The organism is Paraburkholderia sp. SUR17 (assembly GCF_029536165.1).
GTDB lineage: Bacteria > Pseudomonadota > Gammaproteobacteria > Burkholderiales > Burkholderiaceae > Paraburkholderia > Paraburkholderia kururiensis.
In genome coordinates, this window is the sequence record NZ_CP120509.1 from 138,979 (window position 1) to 154,195 (window position 15,217).

Annotated in this window: 14 protein-coding genes; 13 read left to right on the forward strand and 1 reads right to left on the reverse strand. The window is 64.8% G+C overall.

All coding sequences use genetic code 11. The annotated features are described in order from the left end of the window. Positions 1-19: 19 nt before the first annotated feature. The 3 genes from P2869_RS18190 to gltA all read left to right on the forward strand — a co-directional run bounded on the left by P2869_RS18190 (position 20) and on the right by gltA (position 2,398). Positions 20-721, forward strand: coding sequence for a succinate dehydrogenase iron-sulfur subunit (locus P2869_RS18190; RefSeq protein WP_017773244.1), 702 nt, complete (start codon positions 20-22; stop codon positions 719-721). A 14-nt stretch (positions 722-735) separates the two neighbouring features. Continuing rightward, positions 736-1,008, forward strand: coding sequence for a succinate dehydrogenase assembly factor 2 (locus P2869_RS18195; RefSeq protein WP_017773245.1), 273 nt, complete (start codon positions 736-738; stop codon positions 1,006-1,008). 88 nt (positions 1,009-1,096) lie between these two features. Then, positions 1,097-2,398, forward strand: coding sequence for a citrate synthase (gene gltA, locus P2869_RS18200; RefSeq protein WP_126879302.1), 1,302 nt, complete (start codon positions 1,097-1,099; stop codon positions 2,396-2,398). A 323-nt stretch (positions 2,399-2,721) separates the two neighbouring features. Here gltA and P2869_RS18205 read toward each other — a convergent pair whose 3' ends face one another. After that, positions 2,722-3,072 carry an outer membrane beta-barrel protein gene (locus P2869_RS18205; RefSeq protein ID WP_277599075.1) on the reverse strand — a complete coding sequence of 117 codons (351 nt, stop codon included), beginning with the start codon at positions 3,070-3,072 and terminating at the stop codon, positions 2,722-2,724. A gap of 253 nt (positions 3,073-3,325) precedes the next feature. Here P2869_RS18205 and P2869_RS18210 point away from each other — a divergent pair, with 253 nt between their 5' ends. From P2869_RS18210 to P2869_RS18255, 10 genes are all read left to right on the forward strand, one after another. Next, positions 3,326-3,562 (forward strand): helix-turn-helix transcriptional regulator, encoded by a 237-nt coding sequence (locus tag P2869_RS18210; RefSeq protein ID WP_199544827.1) that lies wholly within the window; start codon positions 3,326-3,328, stop codon positions 3,560-3,562. Positions 3,563-3,731: 169 nt separating this feature from the next. Then, a complete protein-coding gene (gene leuC, locus P2869_RS18215; protein ID WP_277599076.1) occupies positions 3,732-5,141 on the forward strand; it encodes a 3-isopropylmalate dehydratase large subunit in 1,410 nt (469 codons plus the stop codon). A gap of 29 nt (positions 5,142-5,170) precedes the next feature. Further along, positions 5,171-5,821, forward strand: a complete 651-nt coding sequence (gene leuD, locus P2869_RS18220; RefSeq protein WP_017773250.1) for a 3-isopropylmalate dehydratase small subunit — start codon at positions 5,171-5,173, stop codon at positions 5,819-5,821. A gap of 53 nt (positions 5,822-5,874) precedes the next feature. After that, positions 5,875-6,942, forward strand: coding sequence for a 3-isopropylmalate dehydrogenase (gene leuB / locus P2869_RS18225; protein ID WP_126879300.1), 1,068 nt, complete (start codon positions 5,875-5,877; stop codon positions 6,940-6,942). 367 nt (positions 6,943-7,309) lie between these two features. After that, positions 7,310-8,431: an aspartate-semialdehyde dehydrogenase gene (gene asd, locus P2869_RS18230; RefSeq protein WP_114812819.1), complete on the forward strand. Its 1,122-nt coding sequence runs from the start codon at positions 7,310-7,312 to the stop codon at positions 8,429-8,431. A 200-nt stretch (positions 8,432-8,631) separates the two neighbouring features. Continuing rightward, positions 8,632-11,292: a FimV/HubP family polar landmark protein gene (locus P2869_RS18235; RefSeq protein WP_277599077.1), complete on the forward strand. Its 2,661-nt coding sequence runs from the start codon at positions 8,632-8,634 to the stop codon at positions 11,290-11,292. A gap of 10 nt (positions 11,293-11,302) precedes the next feature. Continuing rightward, positions 11,303-12,163, forward strand: a complete 861-nt coding sequence (truA, locus tag P2869_RS18240) for a tRNA pseudouridine(38-40) synthase TruA (protein WP_277599078.1) — start codon at positions 11,303-11,305, stop codon at positions 12,161-12,163. Beyond that, positions 12,160-12,873, forward strand: coding sequence for a phosphoribosylanthranilate isomerase (locus tag P2869_RS18245; protein WP_277599079.1), 714 nt, complete (start codon positions 12,160-12,162; stop codon positions 12,871-12,873). The genes truA and P2869_RS18245 overlap by 4 nt, the downstream gene beginning before the upstream one ends. Positions 12,874-12,942: 69 nt before the next feature. Next, positions 12,943-14,136, forward strand: coding sequence for a tryptophan synthase subunit beta (gene trpB / locus P2869_RS18250; protein WP_199544816.1), 1,194 nt, complete (start codon positions 12,943-12,945; stop codon positions 14,134-14,136). 11 nt (positions 14,137-14,147) lie between these two features. Further along, positions 14,148-15,167 (forward strand): site-specific DNA-methyltransferase, encoded by a 1,020-nt coding sequence (locus P2869_RS18255; RefSeq protein ID WP_277599080.1) that lies wholly within the window; start codon positions 14,148-14,150, stop codon positions 15,165-15,167. Positions 15,168-15,217 lie beyond the last annotated feature (50 nt).

Consider the following 15,217-nt stretch of genomic DNA (forward strand, 5'->3'; position numbering starts at 1 on the left):
AGATCAAAAGGAATCGGAAATGGCCAAACGAATTTTTGAAGTCTACCGCTACGATCCGGACAAGGACGCCGCCCCGCGCATGCAGACGTACGAGCTCGAAATCGAGCACGAGCGCATGCTGCTCGACGCGCTGGTGAAACTGAAGGCGCTGGACGAGACGCTGTCGTTCCGCCGCTCGTGCCGTGAAGGCGTGTGCGGGTCGGACGCCATGAACATCAACGGCAAGAACGGTCTGGCGTGCCTCACGAACCTGAACGACCTGCCGCAGAAGATCGTGCTGCGTCCGCTGCCGGGCCTGCCCGTGGTGCGCGACCTGATCTGCGACTTCACGCAGTTCTTCAACCAGTACCACTCGATCAAGCCGTACCTCATCAACGACACGCCGCCGCCCGAGAAAGAGCGTCTGCAGTCGCCGGAAGAGCGTGACGAGCTGGACGGCCTGTATGAGTGCATTCTGTGCGCGAGCTGCTCCACGTCGTGCCCGAGCTTCTGGTGGAACCCCGACAAGTTCGTGGGTCCGGCCGGGCTGCTGCAAGCCTATCGCTTCATCGCGGACAGCCGCGACGAGGCGACCGGCGAGCGCCTCGACAACCTCGAAGATCCGTACCGTCTGTTCCGTTGCCACACGATCATGAACTGCGTCGACGTTTGCCCGAAGGGGCTGAACCCGACGAAGGCGATCGGCAAGATCAAGGAACTGATGGTTCGCCGCACCGTTTGACAGGACACGTCGTGATGGAAGGACCTTCTCACCAGTCCGATCCTCTTCGCCGCGCGCGCCTTCGCTGGCGCGCGCGGCGCGGCCTGCTCGAAAACGACCTGATTTTCGAGCGCTTTTTCGGCCGCTACGAGCATGACCTCAGCGATGCCGATGTCGGCGCGCTCACGCGCCTTTTCGAGCTGAGCGATAACGACCTGATGGACTTGCTGCTTGCACGCAAGGAACCGGAAGGCGACCTTGCCGACCCGGACGTTAAACGGGTGCTGGAGCGGCTGCGCGCGGTCTGAACCGCAGGCGAGCCGGGCCTCACGGGCTTGCTCCAGGCGTGCAACATATATCGAAATCCAGTTTCTACACTTCGATTGAGGATGAGCTATGACCCCGTCAGATGTTAAAGCCACGCTATCGTTCAGCGATAACTCGCCGAGCGTCGAAATGCCGATTTACAAGGGCACGATGGGCCCGGACGTAATCGACATCCGCAAACTGTACGGTCAGACCGGCAAGTTCACGTACGACCCGGGCTTCATGTCGACGGCGGCATGCAATTCGGCGATCACGTACATCGACGGGGACAAGGGCGAACTGCTGTACCGCGGCTACCCGATCGACAACCTCGCGCAAAACGCCGACTTCCTCGAAACCTGCTACCTGCTGCTGAAGGGCGAACTGCCCAACCAGGCCCAGAAGGACGAGTTCGTGAAGACCGTCACGAACCACACGATGGTCCACGAGCAGATGCAGTTCTTCTTCCGTGGCTTCCGTCGCGACGCGCACCCGATGTCGATTCTCGTGGCTGCGGTGGGCGCACTCTCGGCCTTCTACCACGACTCGCTCGACATCAATAACCCGCATCACCGCGAAGTGTCGGCGATCCGCATGATCGCGAAACTGCCCACGCTCGTCGCGATGGCCTACAAGTACAGCATCGGCCAGCCGTTCGTGTATCCGCGCAACGAACTGTCGTACAGCGCCAACTTCATGCGCATGATGTTCTCGAACCCGTGCGAGGAGTACAAGGTCAACGACGTGCTGGTGCGCGCGCTCGACCGCATCCTGATCCTGCACGCGGACCACGAGCAGAACGCCTCGACCTCGACGGTGCGTCTGGCCGGTTCGTCGGGCGCGAACCCGTTTGCGTGTATCGCGGCCGGTATCGCCTGTCTGTGGGGCCCGGCACACGGCGGCGCCAACGAAGCGGCGCTCAACATGCTCGAAGAGATCGGCTCGCCGGACAACATTCCCGAATTCATCCGCCAGGTGAAGGACAAGAACTCGGGCGTGAAGCTGATGGGCTTTGGCCACCGCGTCTACAAGAACTACGACCCGCGCGCGAAGCTGATGCGCGAGACGTGCCACGAAGTGCTGGAAGAACTGGGCCTGCACGACGATCCGCTTTTCAAGCTCGCGATGCAGCTGGAAAAGATCGCGCTGGAAGACGAATACTTCGTGTCGCGCAAGCTGTACCCGAACGTGGACTTCTACTCGGGCATCGTGCAGCGCGCGCTGGGCATTCCGACCTCGATGTTCACCTGCATCTTCGCGATGGCACGCACGGTGGGCTGGATTGCGCAGTGGAACGAAATGATCGCCGACCCTGAGCAGAAGATCGGCCGTCCGCGCCAGCTGTTCATCGGCGACACGCCGCGTGAGGCGAAGCCGATCGCGCAGCGTTGATAGCGCTGGCGTGCGAGGCGTAGCAAGTCGCATCGCACGCACTGAACACACCGTGCTCCAGCAGGAGCCTCCAATAGACGCCTCGATGGGTTTGCGCCCTCGGGGCGTTTTCATTTGGGCGCATGGCACGAGGTGGCACTGCGGGCCCACAGCAGGGGCTTGCCGAGCCGGCAATTCGCATGCGTTCTGTAGCGCTCGTATTCGACCAGTGGCCGGACGGTGTCTCGCATATCTAGCGGCACCAGGGCAGTCAGTCGCGGACATGCCGATGCAGTGCAGCGCGCCTTCAAAAGGCGCCCCATGCCCGGCATGCCCGCATTCGATCAGCGGAAGCGATAGTCCACGCCGGTGGTGATCATGTCGCTCCTGACGGACGCTTCATCGCTGCCCTTCCAGCTCAGCTTGCTGTAGTTCACGTACTGCACGCGCACGCGCCAGTTCGGCGAAACGTCGTAGGCGGCGCCCAACCCCGCATTGAGAAAACCCGCCGACGCGTTGCGCGACTCCACGTCGCCGCGTCGCCGGCCCACTTCCCAGCCTGCGCCGATGATGTCGAGAACCGAGAAGCGATCGGTCACCGGCAGATAGCCGACCCGGTTGGCCGACACCGCGCCTAGTGTGAACTTGTCCTTCCGGCCGCCCGAGGTCGCTTCGACTTGCCCGAGACTGGACACCCCCCTTCCACCGCGAAATAGCGCGAGAACTGATAGCTGCCGCGCGCGGCGTTGCCGGACGACTTGCCCGACCAGCCCGCCCGGTTGGTCGTGAGCTTCTCGCAGCTCATGCCCAGGTCGCCTCCGACGTACCAGTAGTTTTCGGAGGGACGGGTCTCCTCGGCCCGGGCGGGATGGGTCAGTGTTCGTTGCGTGGACGTTGGTGGAAGCCACCCGCATCGCGGAAGAAAACCAAAGCTTTGTCTGAGGCGCCATGACTATCGTTGTAAGACTCGACGTGCTGCTTGCGGAACGCAAGATGAAGTCTCGCGAGTTGGCCCAGTTGATCGGCATTCCGGAACCCAATCTGTCGCTGCTGAAATCGGGCAAGGTGAAGGGCATCCGCTTCGATACGCTGGAGCGCATCTGCGAAATCCTGAAATGCCAGCCCGGCGATCTGTTCCAGTACCGTCCCGACGAACCCGGCTCGCCCGGCGACGCAGCGGACTGAACGCGGACCTTCAGCGTTCCGGGTAACATCGATACAGGTATTGAAACTACCAGCCAACTCACTGTTTTTTATCGGTTTTTTCTGCGCCAAGCCGGCAGCGCGGGTGACTGCGTGGCATAATCGCTCGACACGTATCGCATTGCCCGCAGTCACTTTTCCCCCGCATATCATGGCCAAGACTCTCTACGACAAATTGTGGGACTCCCATGTCGTCCGCACGGAAGAAGACGGCACGACGCTCCTCTACATCGACCGTCACCTGCTGCACGAAGTGACGAGTCCGCAGGCGTTCGAAGGTCTCAAGATCGCTACCCGTCCGGTTTGGCGCATCAGCGCCAACCTGGCCGTCTCGGACCACAACGTGCCCACCACGGACCGCAGCCACGGCATCGCAGATCCGGTCTCGAAGCTCCAGGTCGACACGCTCGACAGCAATTGCGACGCCTTCGGCATCACGCAATTCAAGATGACGGACAAGCGCCAGGGCATCGTGCACATCGTCGGTCCCGAGCAGGGCGCGACGCTGCCGGGCATGACGATCGTCTGCGGCGACTCGCACACGTCCACGCACGGCGCGTTCGGCGCGCTGGCGCACGGCATCGGCACGTCGGAAGTGGAGCACGTGCTCGCCACGCAAACGCTCCTGCAAAAGAAGAGCAAGAACATGCTCGTGAAGGTGGAAGGCCCGCTGCCGCGCGGCTGCACCGCGAAAGACATCGTGCTCGCGATCATCGGCAAGATCGGCACGGCCGGCGGCACCGGCTACGCGATCGAGTTCGGCGGGTCCACCATCCGTTCGCTCAGCATGGAAGGCCGTATGACGGTCTGCAACATGGCGATCGAAGCGGGCGCACGCGCCGGCATGGTCGCCGTGGACGACACCACGATCGAATATCTGAAGGACCGTCCGTTTTCGCCGCAAGGCGTCGAGTGGGATCAGGCCGTGGCGTACTGGCGCAATTTCCGCTCGGACGAAGGCGCGCAGTTCGACCGCGTGGTCGAGCTGGGCGCTGCCGAAATCGTGCCGCAGGTTACGTGGGGCACGTCGCCGGAAATGGTGACGTCCATCGACAGCCGCGTGCCGGACCCCGAGCGCGAAAAAGATCCGGTGAAGCGCGACGCCATGGAGCGCGCGCTGCAGTACATGGCGCTCGAACCCAATACGCCCATCGATGCGATCAAGCCGGACAAGATTTTCATCGGCTCGTGCACGAACGCGCGCATCGAAGACCTGCGCGCTGCGGCGTACGTGGTGAAGAAGCTGGGTCGCCGCGTGGCGCCGAACATCCGGCTCGCGATGGTCGTGCCGGGCTCGGGTCTCGTGAAGGCGCAGGCCGAGCGCGAAGGTCTCGACAAGGTGTTCACCGATGCCGGCTTCGAATGGCGCGAGCCGGGCTGCTCGATGTGTCTCGCGATGAACGCGGACCGGCTGGAGCCGGGCGAGCGTTGCGCGTCCACCTCGAATCGCAACTTCGAAGGCCGTCAGGGCGCGGGCGGACGCACGCACCTCGTGAGCCCCGCGATGGCTGCTGCCGCCGCGATCGAAGGGCACTTCGTCGACATTCGCAAGCTGGGTTAAAACCCTCGACTCATTCAGGGTGACGGATCATGGATAAATTCGTTGTGCACACCGGCGTCGTGGCGCCGCTCGATCGCGAGAACGTGGATACGGACGCGATCATCCCGAAGCAGTTTCTCAAGTCGATCAAGCGCACGGGGTTCGGTCCGAACGCGTTCGACGAATGGCGCTACCTGGATCACGGCGAGCCGGGCCAGGACAACTCGAAGCGTCCGCTGAACCCGGACTTCGTGCTGAACCAGCCGCGCTACCAGGGCGCGTCCATCCTGCTCGCGCGCAAGAACTTCGGCTGCGGCAGCTCGCGCGAACACGCGCCGTGGGCGCTTCAGCAGTACGGCTTTCGCGCCATCATCGCGCCCAGCTTCGCGGACATCTTCTACAACAACTGCTTCAAGAACGGTCTGCTGCCCATCGTGCTGACCGAGCAGCAGGTCGATCATCTGTTCAACGACACGTATGCGTTCAACGGCTACCAGCTCACCGTCGATCTGGACAAGCAGATCGTGCGCACGCCGGATGCCCGCGAATATCCGTTCGAAGTGGCCGCGTTCCGCAAGTACTGTCTGCTGAACGGCTTCGACGACATCGGTCTTACGCTGCGCCACTCGGACGAGATTCGCCAGTTCGAAGCGGAGCGTCTTGCGAAGCAGCCGTGGCTGAATCATCGGATCGTCGGCTGAGACCAGCCGCCGAAGCGCAAGAGTCAAAACAGAGAACAGCAAGGAAACATCGGATGAAGATCGCAGTGTTGCCCGGCGACGGCATTGGCCCCGAGATCGTCAAGGAAGCCGTCAAGGTACTGAACGCCCTTGGCGAAAAGTTCGAACTGGAAGAAGCGCCCGTGGGCGGCGCGGGCTACGAGGCCAAGGGCCACCCGCTGCCCGACTCGACGCTCGCGCTGGCGAAGCAAGCCGATGCGATCCTGTTCGGCGCGGTGGGTGACTGGAAGTACGACTCGCTGGAGCGCGCGCTGCGCCCCGAGCAGGCCATTCTCGGGCTGCGCAAGCATTTGCAGCTGTTTGCCAACTTCCGTCCGGCCATCTGCTATCCGCAGTTGACGGGCGCGTCGTCGCTGAAGCCGGAAATCGTCTCGGGCCTCGACATCCTGATCGTGCGTGAACTCAACGGCGACATTTACTTCGGCTCGCCGCGCGGCGTGCGCGAGGCGCCGGACGGTCCGTTTGCCGGCGCGCGCGAAGGCTTCGACACGATGCGTTATTCGGAACCCGAAGTGCGCCGCATCGCGCACGTCGCGTTCCAGGCGGCGCAAAAGCGGGCGAAAAAGCTTACGTCGGTCGACAAGGCGAACGTGCTGGAGACCTCGCAGCTGTGGAAGGACGTGATGATCGACGTCGCGAAGGAATATCCGGACGTGGAGCTTTCGCACATGTACGTGGACAACGCGGCCATGCAGCTCGTGAAGGGTCCGAAGGCGTTCGACGTGATCGTCACCGGCAACATGTTCGGCGACATTCTCTCGGACGAAGCCGCCATGCTGACGGGCTCCATCGGCATGCTGCCTTCGGCGTCGCTCGATGCGAAGAACAAGGGGTTGTACGAACCGTCGCACGGCTCGGCACCTGACATCGCCGGCAAGGGCGTGGCCAATCCGCTCGCCACGATTCTTTCGGCCGCCATGATGCTGCGCTACTCGCTGAATCGCGCGGAGCAGGCTGACCGTATCGAAAGCGCGGTCAAGAAGGTGCTGGAGCAGGGTTATCGCACGGCAGATATCGTCACGCCGGGTTGCACCCAGGTCGGCACGGCGGCGATGGGTGACGCTGTGCTGGCGGCGCTTTAATCCGACGGCGCCGCGAAGGCAACGTTGCTCGCAAGGTGGGGCCGCTTTGGCCCCGTCTTGTGCGCCCGTGTCTATCGGTGCCACAACTTGTTTTAAGTGCGGCAAAGTGGACCGTATCCGCTTGAATTTTCTGGTTTTCGTGTAGACTGTTGCGATGGCGACGATCCCCCAGATCATTTCGATTTCGAAGCTCCACGGCAAAACGGCCCGTGCAGTTTCGTTCGCCATGTCGTTCTCCATCACCACCATCAAAACGATTACCCCGAAAACGATCACGAAGCGCTGATCGTCCGTCGTGCCCGCCCGTCTTCCCCGCGCGGTCACGCCGGGCAAGATAGCGGGGAAGTGTCCATTTCAAGGGTAAGTCATGAACGTAGGTCTCGTAGGTTGGCGCGGAATGGTCGGCAGCGTCCTCATGCAACGCATGCAGGAAGAGCGTGATTTCGACCTCATCGAACCGGTGTTTTTCAGCACCAGCAACGCAGGCGGCGACGCGCCGTCGTTCGCGAAAAACGAGACGAAGCTCAAAGACGCGTCGAGCATCGACGACCTCAAGAAGTGCGACATCATCATCACCTGCCAGGGCGGCGACTACACGAACGACGTGTTCCCGAAGCTGCGCGCCGCGGGCTGGAACGGCTACTGGATCGACGCGGCTTCGTCGCTGCGCATGAAGGACGATGCGGTCATCATCCTCGACCCGGTCAACCTCGACGTCATCAAAGACGCGCTCGTCAAGGGCCAGAAGAACTTCATCGGCGGCAACTGCACGGTGAGCCTCATGCTGATGGCGTTGGGCGGCCTGTTCCGCGAGAACCTCGTGGACTGGATGACCGCGATGACGTACCAGGCGGCCTCCGGCGCGGGCGCGCAGAACATGCGCGAGCTGCTCCAGCAAATGGGCACGCTGTACGGCGCGGCGAAGGAAGATCTGGCGAACCCGTCGTCGGCCATTCTCGATATCGACCGCCGTGTGCTGGCTGCCATGAACAGCGACCGCATGCCGGTGGACCACTTCGGCGTGCCGCTCGCAGGCTCGCTGATTCCGTGGATCGACAAGGACCTCGGCAACGGCATGTCGCGCGAAGAATGGAAGGGCGGCGCCGAGACCAACAAGATTCTGGGCAAGCCGGCCATGGGCCAGCCGGGCTCCATTCCCGTGGACGGACTGTGCGTGCGCATCGGCGCCATGCGCTGCCACTCGCAGGCGCTCACCATCAAGCTGCGTAAGGACGTGCCGCTCGACGAGGTCAACAGCATCCTCGCTTCCGGCAACGACTGGGTGAAGGTGGTGCCGAACGAGCGTGAAGCGTCGATGCGCGACCTGTCGCCCGCGGTGGTGACGGGCACGCTGACGGTGCCGGTGGGCCGCCTGCGTAAGCTCGCGATGGGCGGCGAATACCTGTCGGCGTTCACGGTGGGCGACCAGTTGCTGTGGGGGGCGGCCGAACCGCTGCGCCGCATGCTTCGCATCCTGCTCGACAAGTAAAGTAAACTACGCGCTTACGACGCGTAGCCAACTTTCAAGAAGCGTCGCGCCAGTCGCGGCGCTTTTTTATTGTGCGCCGCGAATCCTGTCTCCATCCCCAACACAATCCGCGCGACGACGCGCAAACGATTCCAATGATCGTTCGATTCGATTCCGTTGAACCCGCTCGTGCGGTTCGGTCCCGGAAGGCTTACGGCCCGTTGCGCAGCCTTGCTGCGGCAATCGCCGTGGCGTTCCTGGCGCCTGGCCTCTCGCAAGCCGCGCCTGCTGCGACCGCTGGAGCTTCCGGTGCCGCAAACGCCGCCGCTAGCGCGCCCAGCACCGCGAATGTCGCGAGCGCGGCCGGTGCCGGCACCGCCAGTCAGTACACCGTACGCCCTGGGCAGTCGCTCAACGACGTGGCGATCGACGTCACGCAATCGCACGATCGCGCCACGCTTGCCCGTGCGACACGCGCCCTGTTCGACGCGAATCCGGGCGCGTTCATGGGCCACGATTCGAACCGGCTGAAGTTGGGCGCCGTGCTCAATGTGCCGACGCTCGATGCGACGGGCGCGCCGGCCGCCAGTGGCGTGGCGGCGTCCGCTGCACCGGCCGCTTCCGCGGCGACGGTGACTGCGGCGAGCGCGGCGGCAGCTTCGTCGTCTGCGTCCCATGCGCAAGGACAAGCGCCCAATGCATTGCCGCACGCCACCATGGCGGGCACGGCCGCGTCGGCGAGTGCGGTGGCCGCAACCGCATCGGCCGCCGTAGCGACGGGCGGTAGTGCCGCTGCTGCTAGCGCCAATACCGCAGCGGCTGGGACATCGGTGCCCGCAACGACTTCGGCTTCCCCTTCTGCTTCGTCCACGCCTGCAACGTCCGCTGCGGCCACGCCGAGCCAGGCCCTGCCGGCCGCCACTGCGAGCGGCACACACGTCTGGAGCGGTGCCATCCAGCCCCCGGCAAGTGAACCGGCGGGCGCCGCGCCGGCTAGTACTCCTTCCGCGTCGAGCGCAACGCCCGCTCAGCCGGCCACTTCGGCTGCGGCGCAACCGGCTTCGCAGCCTCGCGTGCCGCTTTCCAGCCTCCAGCAATTGCTCGCGCTGAAGAATCGCGTGCTGATGGAGTTGCAGAAGCATGGCATCGGGGCCGGGAAGTCCGCTGCACCGAGCACGGGTGCAGCCGCGTCGGGTGCGACGGCGCAAGCGCCAGTCGGTGGGGCGTCGCAGGGGGCGGCGAAAGCGCCCTCCAGCAGTGCGCCGGCTATATCGGCGCCAGCAACGGGATCGCGGGCCGGTGGCGGACAGTTCCAGTTGCCGCCTGTCGAGCCTGCCGTGGCAGCCGGTCTGGGCGCCGCTGTGGTGGCATTGATCGTCGGTTTTGCCGTTACCCGGCGCAAGCGTAAGGCAAGCACGGCGGGCGCCGCCGAAGGCGCGCCGTCGACTTCAGCTTCGGCGCAAGACACGCCGCAACCGCACGATGGCGACCGGGCTCGGGCGCGGCAGACAGCAGCGACGGGCGCAGGCCTTCTCGCAGCCGACGCCGCCGCGCACATGGCCCGGCAGAACGAGGAAGCTGCGGCAGCCGCGCGCGACGACATTGTTCCGGAACTCGTGCCAACGCTCATGCCGGGCGGGGCGTCGTCGGATTCGGCGCTGTCTTCCGCGAGCGAGCATGGCGATCATGCCGAAAGCCGGGACACTCACGACGAAGACGTAACAGCCCACCCGCACGAAGCCGCGTTCGATCCTGCCGCATCGCAGGAACCCGCCGCCGGGCCCGAAGCGCAGGGAACCGGCCCTGACGGCCCGGAGACGTTCGACCACGTAACGGGAGCGGCCAGCCTCGCCGCCGCCGCGGAACTGGGCGCCGACGCGTTGCCGCCGACGCATTTCGAGCCCGTCGGGACGCCCGAGCATGCGCCGTACGAGCCGGAGGGCGAGAGCGGACCGGCTGCACAGTCCCACGCATTCGAACCCGAAACGGCCGACGACGCGACCCGCGCCGCCAGCCTGGCCGCTGCCGCCGAACTGGGCGCCGAGGCGCTGCCGCTGCGGGATCTGGAACCCCGGCATGGCGCGACGGACGGCCTCCCACCCTTTGCGCAGCCCGAAGACGCAAGCCTGATTCAGACGGAATCGCAGCAGGATCAGAGCGCCGCAGCCGAGCTTCACGAGGAGCCGTCAGCCGCACGAGCCGAGGGCATCCCCGCTGCGTCAGTCGAACCCGAAGCGCCCACTCAAACCACGCACCCCACATCCGAGTTCCCGCACGAAGCCGTCGCGGCACTGGGCAGTCTCGATATGCCGTTGCCGCCTCGCGTCGAACAGCCATCGGTTGGAGAACCGGCCGCTGCGCCTTTCGTGCCGCCGCCCGTTTCACGTCCAATCGCATACGCAGGTTTGGCCGAGGCGCTGACTCGGGGCGCCAACGCGGGCGCCATGCCGGCGGCGGAACCGTCCGCGCCCGCTGGCGCAGCACCAGAATCGCTCTCGCTGCAGCCGGTCGCGTCGCCGGAGGCAACGGCGCAGCAGGCCGTTCCGGAAGCGGTGTCGGCTCCGGCAACGGTGGCGAGCGAAATCGCCGCAGGCACGGCCGGCGCTGCGGCGGTGGCCGGCCTCGGCGCGGCACGATTCGGTGCGCTGAAGCTCGATTTCGACCTCGAACTGCCGCCCAGCCCCGCGCAGCCGCTGCCCGCTTTCACGCCGGAGCAACTGGCGAAGATCGCGCGCAACAAGCTGGAGCTTGCGTCGGAGTACATCCAGCTGGGCGACCTCTCGGGCGCACGTACGCTCATCAACGAGGTGATCGAATCGAACGACGCCGGCACGCGGGACGAAGCGCGCGCGTTGCTGTCCACCCTCGCACCGTTGTCCTGACGCTCGCCGTATGCGCATTGCCCTGGGAATCCAGTACGACGGCGCCGCGTTTTGCGGCTGGCAATCGCAGCCGCACGGACGGACGGTGCAGGACGAACTCGAACGCGCCTTGCGCGAGTTCGCGCAGACGCCGTTGCAGACCGTGGTGGCAGGACGCACGGATACGGGCGTCCACGGCCTGGGTCAGGTCGTGCACTTCGATACGGAGCTGGATCGCGCGTCGTTTTCGTGGGTGCGCGGCACGAACGCGTTCTTGCCGTCGACGGTCGCCGTGCAGTGGGCCAAGCCTATGCCAGAGGCATTTCACGCGCGCTTTTCGGCCTTCGAGCGCACCTACTATTACGTGCTGTACGTGCACCCCGTGCGTTCGCCGATGTTCGCGGGCCGGGCCGGATGGATCCATACGCCGCTCGACGTCGATGCGATGCGCGAGGCCGCTGCGTGCCTGATCGGCGAGCACGATTTTTCGGCGTTCCGGTCTTCGGAGTGCCAGGCGAAGACGCCGGTGAAGCATCTGTATCAGATCGACATTCGTCCCCAGGGCGACTTCATCCACTTTCGCTTTCGCGCGAACGCGTTTCTGCATCACATGGTGCGCAACCTGATGGGGTGCCTCGTCGCGGTGGGACGCGGACGTTATCCTGTGGCGTGGCTCGCCCAGGTTCTCGATAGCCGCGACCGCAACCGCGCCGCGCCCACGTTCATGCCGGAAGGGCTTTATCTGGCGCGTGTGGGCTATCCCGAGCAATTCGAGGTGCCCGGCGCGCACACCGGCAGCGTGCCCTGGAGCGCCGTGTGGGCGCACGACGAGGCGCCTGCCGCTCTCGCGTCTCACGCTCAACCCGACCAGCAGACGAGTCACCAATCATGACGAACCCAGCCGCCCCCTCCGCCGAAGGCCGCGAGCCCCAGGACCAGCACGCCCCGCGACATCGCACGCGGGTGAAGCTGTGCGGCCTCTCGAAGCCAGAAGATGTGGAGCAGGCCGTCGAACTGGGCGCGGACGCCATCGGCCTCGTGTTCTATCCGAAGAGCCCGCGTTACGTCAGCATCGCGCAGGCGGTGGAGATGATGCGCGACGTGCCGCCGTTTCTCTCGGTGGTTGGGCTCTTCGTCAATGCCACGCCCGAATGGATCGGCGAGGTGGCGAGCAACGTGCCGCTCACCCTGCTGCAATTCCACGGCGACGAAACGCCTGAGCAATGCGAGACGCTGGCCGGCGTTGCCGGTTTGCCCTGGTTGCGGGCTCTGCGGGTCGCGGCCGATACTCGTCAGGCCGATTTGCTAAAATTGGCGCTTAACTATTCATCAGCCAACGGTTTGCTGTTCGACGCGCTCGTCGAGGGCTACGGTGGCGGCGGGAAGGTTTTCGATTGGTCACTTATCCCAGCAGAGCTCGCGCGTCGGGCCGTTTTGAGTGGTGGGTTGAACGCGCAAAACGTCGGTGAGGCGATCCGCCAGGTGCGTCCGTATGCCGTCGATGTCTCCAGTGGCATCGAAGTGCCGGGCGCAAAGGGCGTGAAAGACCACGTCCGAATGGCGGCGTTCGTACGCGCGGTGCGCGAAGCGGACGCGGGATGATTTCAGGTGGTGAGGCACCGTCCGGCCCAACGAGCGCCGGCTGCCGCACTCCTCACTTCAGAGTGACTCATGTACAACTTGCCCGATGAACGAGGCCATTTCGGCCAATATGGCGGCGTGTTCGTCGCCGAAACGCTGATTCACGCACTTTCCGAGCTGCGCGAAGCCTACGCGAAATACAAGGACGACCCCGACTTCGTGGCCGAATACCGCCGCGAACTGAAGCACTTCGTCGGACGTCCGTCTCCCATTTATCACGCCCAGCGCTGGAGCGAACTGCTCGGCGGCGCGCAGGTGTACCTCAAGCGCGAGGACCTGAACCATACCGGCGCCCACAAGGTGAACAACGTGATCGGCCAGGCGCTGCTCGCGCGACGCATGGGCAAACCGCGCGTGATCGCCGAAACCGGTGCCGGCCAGCACGGCGTGGCCACGGCCACCATCGCGGCGCGCTTCGGCATGGAGTGCGTGGTCTACATGGGCTCCGAAGACGTGCACCGGCAGGCTGCCAACGTCTATCGCATGAAGCTGCTCGGTGCGACCGTGGTGCCCGTGGAGTCTGGTTCGCGCACGCTGAAGGACGCGCTCAACGAAGCCATGCGCGACTGGGTGACGAACGTGGAGAACACGTTCTACATCATCGGCACGGTGGCGGGCCCGCATCCGTATCCGATGATGGTGCGCGACTTCCAGCGCGTGATCGGCGACGAATGCAAGGTGCAGATGCCCGAGATGACGGGCCGGCAGCCGGACACGGTGATCGCGTGTGTGGGCGGCGGGTCGAACGCGATGGGCATTTTCTATCCGTACATCGACGACAACACCGTGCAACTGATCGGCGTGGAAGCGGCCGGCGACGGCATCGAAACCGGCCGCCACGCGGCTTCTCTGATGGGCGGCTCGCCCGGCGTGCTGCACGGCAACCGCACGTACCTGCTGCAGGACGAGAACGGCCAGATCATCGAGACGCATTCGATCTCGGCGGGTCTCGACTATCCGGGCGTGGGTCCCGAGCACGCATGGCTCAAGGACAGCGGCCGCGCGCAATACGTGCCGATCACGGACGAAGAAGCGCTCAAGGCTTTCCACGACTGCTGCCGCATCGAGGGCATCATTCCGGCGCTCGAATCGAGCCATGCGCTGGCCTACGCTGCCAAGCTGGCGCCGACGTTGCCGAAGGACAAGATCCTGCTGGTCAACCTGTCGGGCCGCGGCGACAAGGACATGCACACGGTCGCTGAGCGATCGGGCATCAAGTTCTGAGCGCCGCCGCGATGCGCGACGAGTTCGAAGCGCCGCAACCGGAGTTCGAGCCGGCCGCGCCTGCTGATCAGGCGGGCACGGCCGGCTTGCCGCCGCATGATGCCGTGCTGGCCTCCGCTTCGGCGGCAGGCGGCGGGGCGGACGTGGCGGCTGCACCTGCCGGTAAGGTGCCTTCGGGCATTCGTCTCCTGAACCGCGATTTTCTGACCGAAGCGGCGGCGTTGCCGGACGCCTCGATCGACCTGATCGTGGCCGACCCGCCTTACGGCCTCGGCAAAGACTACGGCAACGACTCCGACATGCGTTCCGGCGAGGAATTTCTCATCTGGACGCGCCAGTGGCTCGAGCTTGCCGTGCCCAAGCTCAAGCCCACGGGCTCGCTGTACATCTTCTGCACGTGGCAGTACGCGCCCGAAATCTTCTGCTTTCTGAAGACGAAGCTCACGATGGTCAACGAGATCATCTGGGACCGGCGCGTGCCGAGCATGGGCGGAACGACGCGCCGCTTCACGTCGGTACACGACAACATCGGTTATTTCGCGGTTTCGCGGGACTATTACTTCGATCTCGATCCCGTTCGCATTCCCTACGACGCCGCGACCAAGAAGGCCCGCTCGCGCAAGCTGTTCGAGGGCAGCAAGTGGCTGGAGCTTGGCTACAATCCAAAGGATGTCTGGTCGGTTTCACGTCTGCATCGGCAGCACGCCGAGCGCGTGGACCATCCCACCCAGAAGCCTCTGGAAATTGTCGAGCGCATGGTGCTTGCCAGCTGCCCGCCCGGCGGCCGCGTGCTGGACCCGTTCATGGGCAGCGGCACGACGGCCGTGGCCTGCGCGCGCCACGGCCGCGAGTTCGTCGGCTATGAAATCAACGAAAGTTACTGCGCGATTGCGCGCGAGCGCGTAAGCGTGGCAACGCCTGCAACCGTTCGCGGCGTGACTGCGGCTGTGGCGGCTGCTGAGAACCGCGCTGCCGACAGCGAAGGCGCAGCAAACGCTGCGCGGGCCACCGAAGCGGAGTCCGAACCGTGAGCCTGAGCGCCGGCAGAAGCGGGCGGGCCGACCAGTTCGGTCGCCTGTCT

Coding starts and splice junctions, on each gene's coding strand:
- P2869_RS18195 (WP_017773245.1), top strand. CDS start 736: ATGGAAGGACCTTCTCACCAGTCCGATCCTCTTCGCCGCGCGCGCCTT.
- P2869_RS18190 (WP_017773244.1), top strand. CDS start 20: ATGGCCAAACGAATTTTTGAAGTCTACCGCTACGATCCGGACAAGGAC.
- leuD (WP_017773250.1), top strand. CDS start 5,171: ATGGATAAATTCGTTGTGCACACCGGCGTCGTGGCGCCGCTCGATCGC.
- P2869_RS18255 (WP_277599080.1), top strand. CDS start 14,148: ATGCGCGACGAGTTCGAAGCGCCGCAACCGGAGTTCGAGCCGGCCGCG.
- P2869_RS18245 (WP_277599079.1), top strand. CDS start 12,160: ATGACGAACCCAGCCGCCCCCTCCGCCGAAGGCCGCGAGCCCCAGGAC.
- leuB (WP_126879300.1), top strand. CDS start 5,875: ATGAAGATCGCAGTGTTGCCCGGCGACGGCATTGGCCCCGAGATCGTC.
- asd (WP_114812819.1), top strand. CDS start 7,310: ATGAACGTAGGTCTCGTAGGTTGGCGCGGAATGGTCGGCAGCGTCCTC.
- P2869_RS18210 (WP_199544827.1), top strand. CDS start 3,326: ATGACTATCGTTGTAAGACTCGACGTGCTGCTTGCGGAACGCAAGATG.
- leuC (WP_277599076.1), top strand. CDS start 3,732: ATGGCCAAGACTCTCTACGACAAATTGTGGGACTCCCATGTCGTCCGC.
- truA (WP_277599078.1), top strand. CDS start 11,303: ATGCGCATTGCCCTGGGAATCCAGTACGACGGCGCCGCGTTTTGCGGC.
- gltA (WP_126879302.1), top strand. CDS start 1,097: ATGACCCCGTCAGATGTTAAAGCCACGCTATCGTTCAGCGATAACTCG.
- trpB (WP_199544816.1), top strand. CDS start 12,943: ATGTACAACTTGCCCGATGAACGAGGCCATTTCGGCCAATATGGCGGC.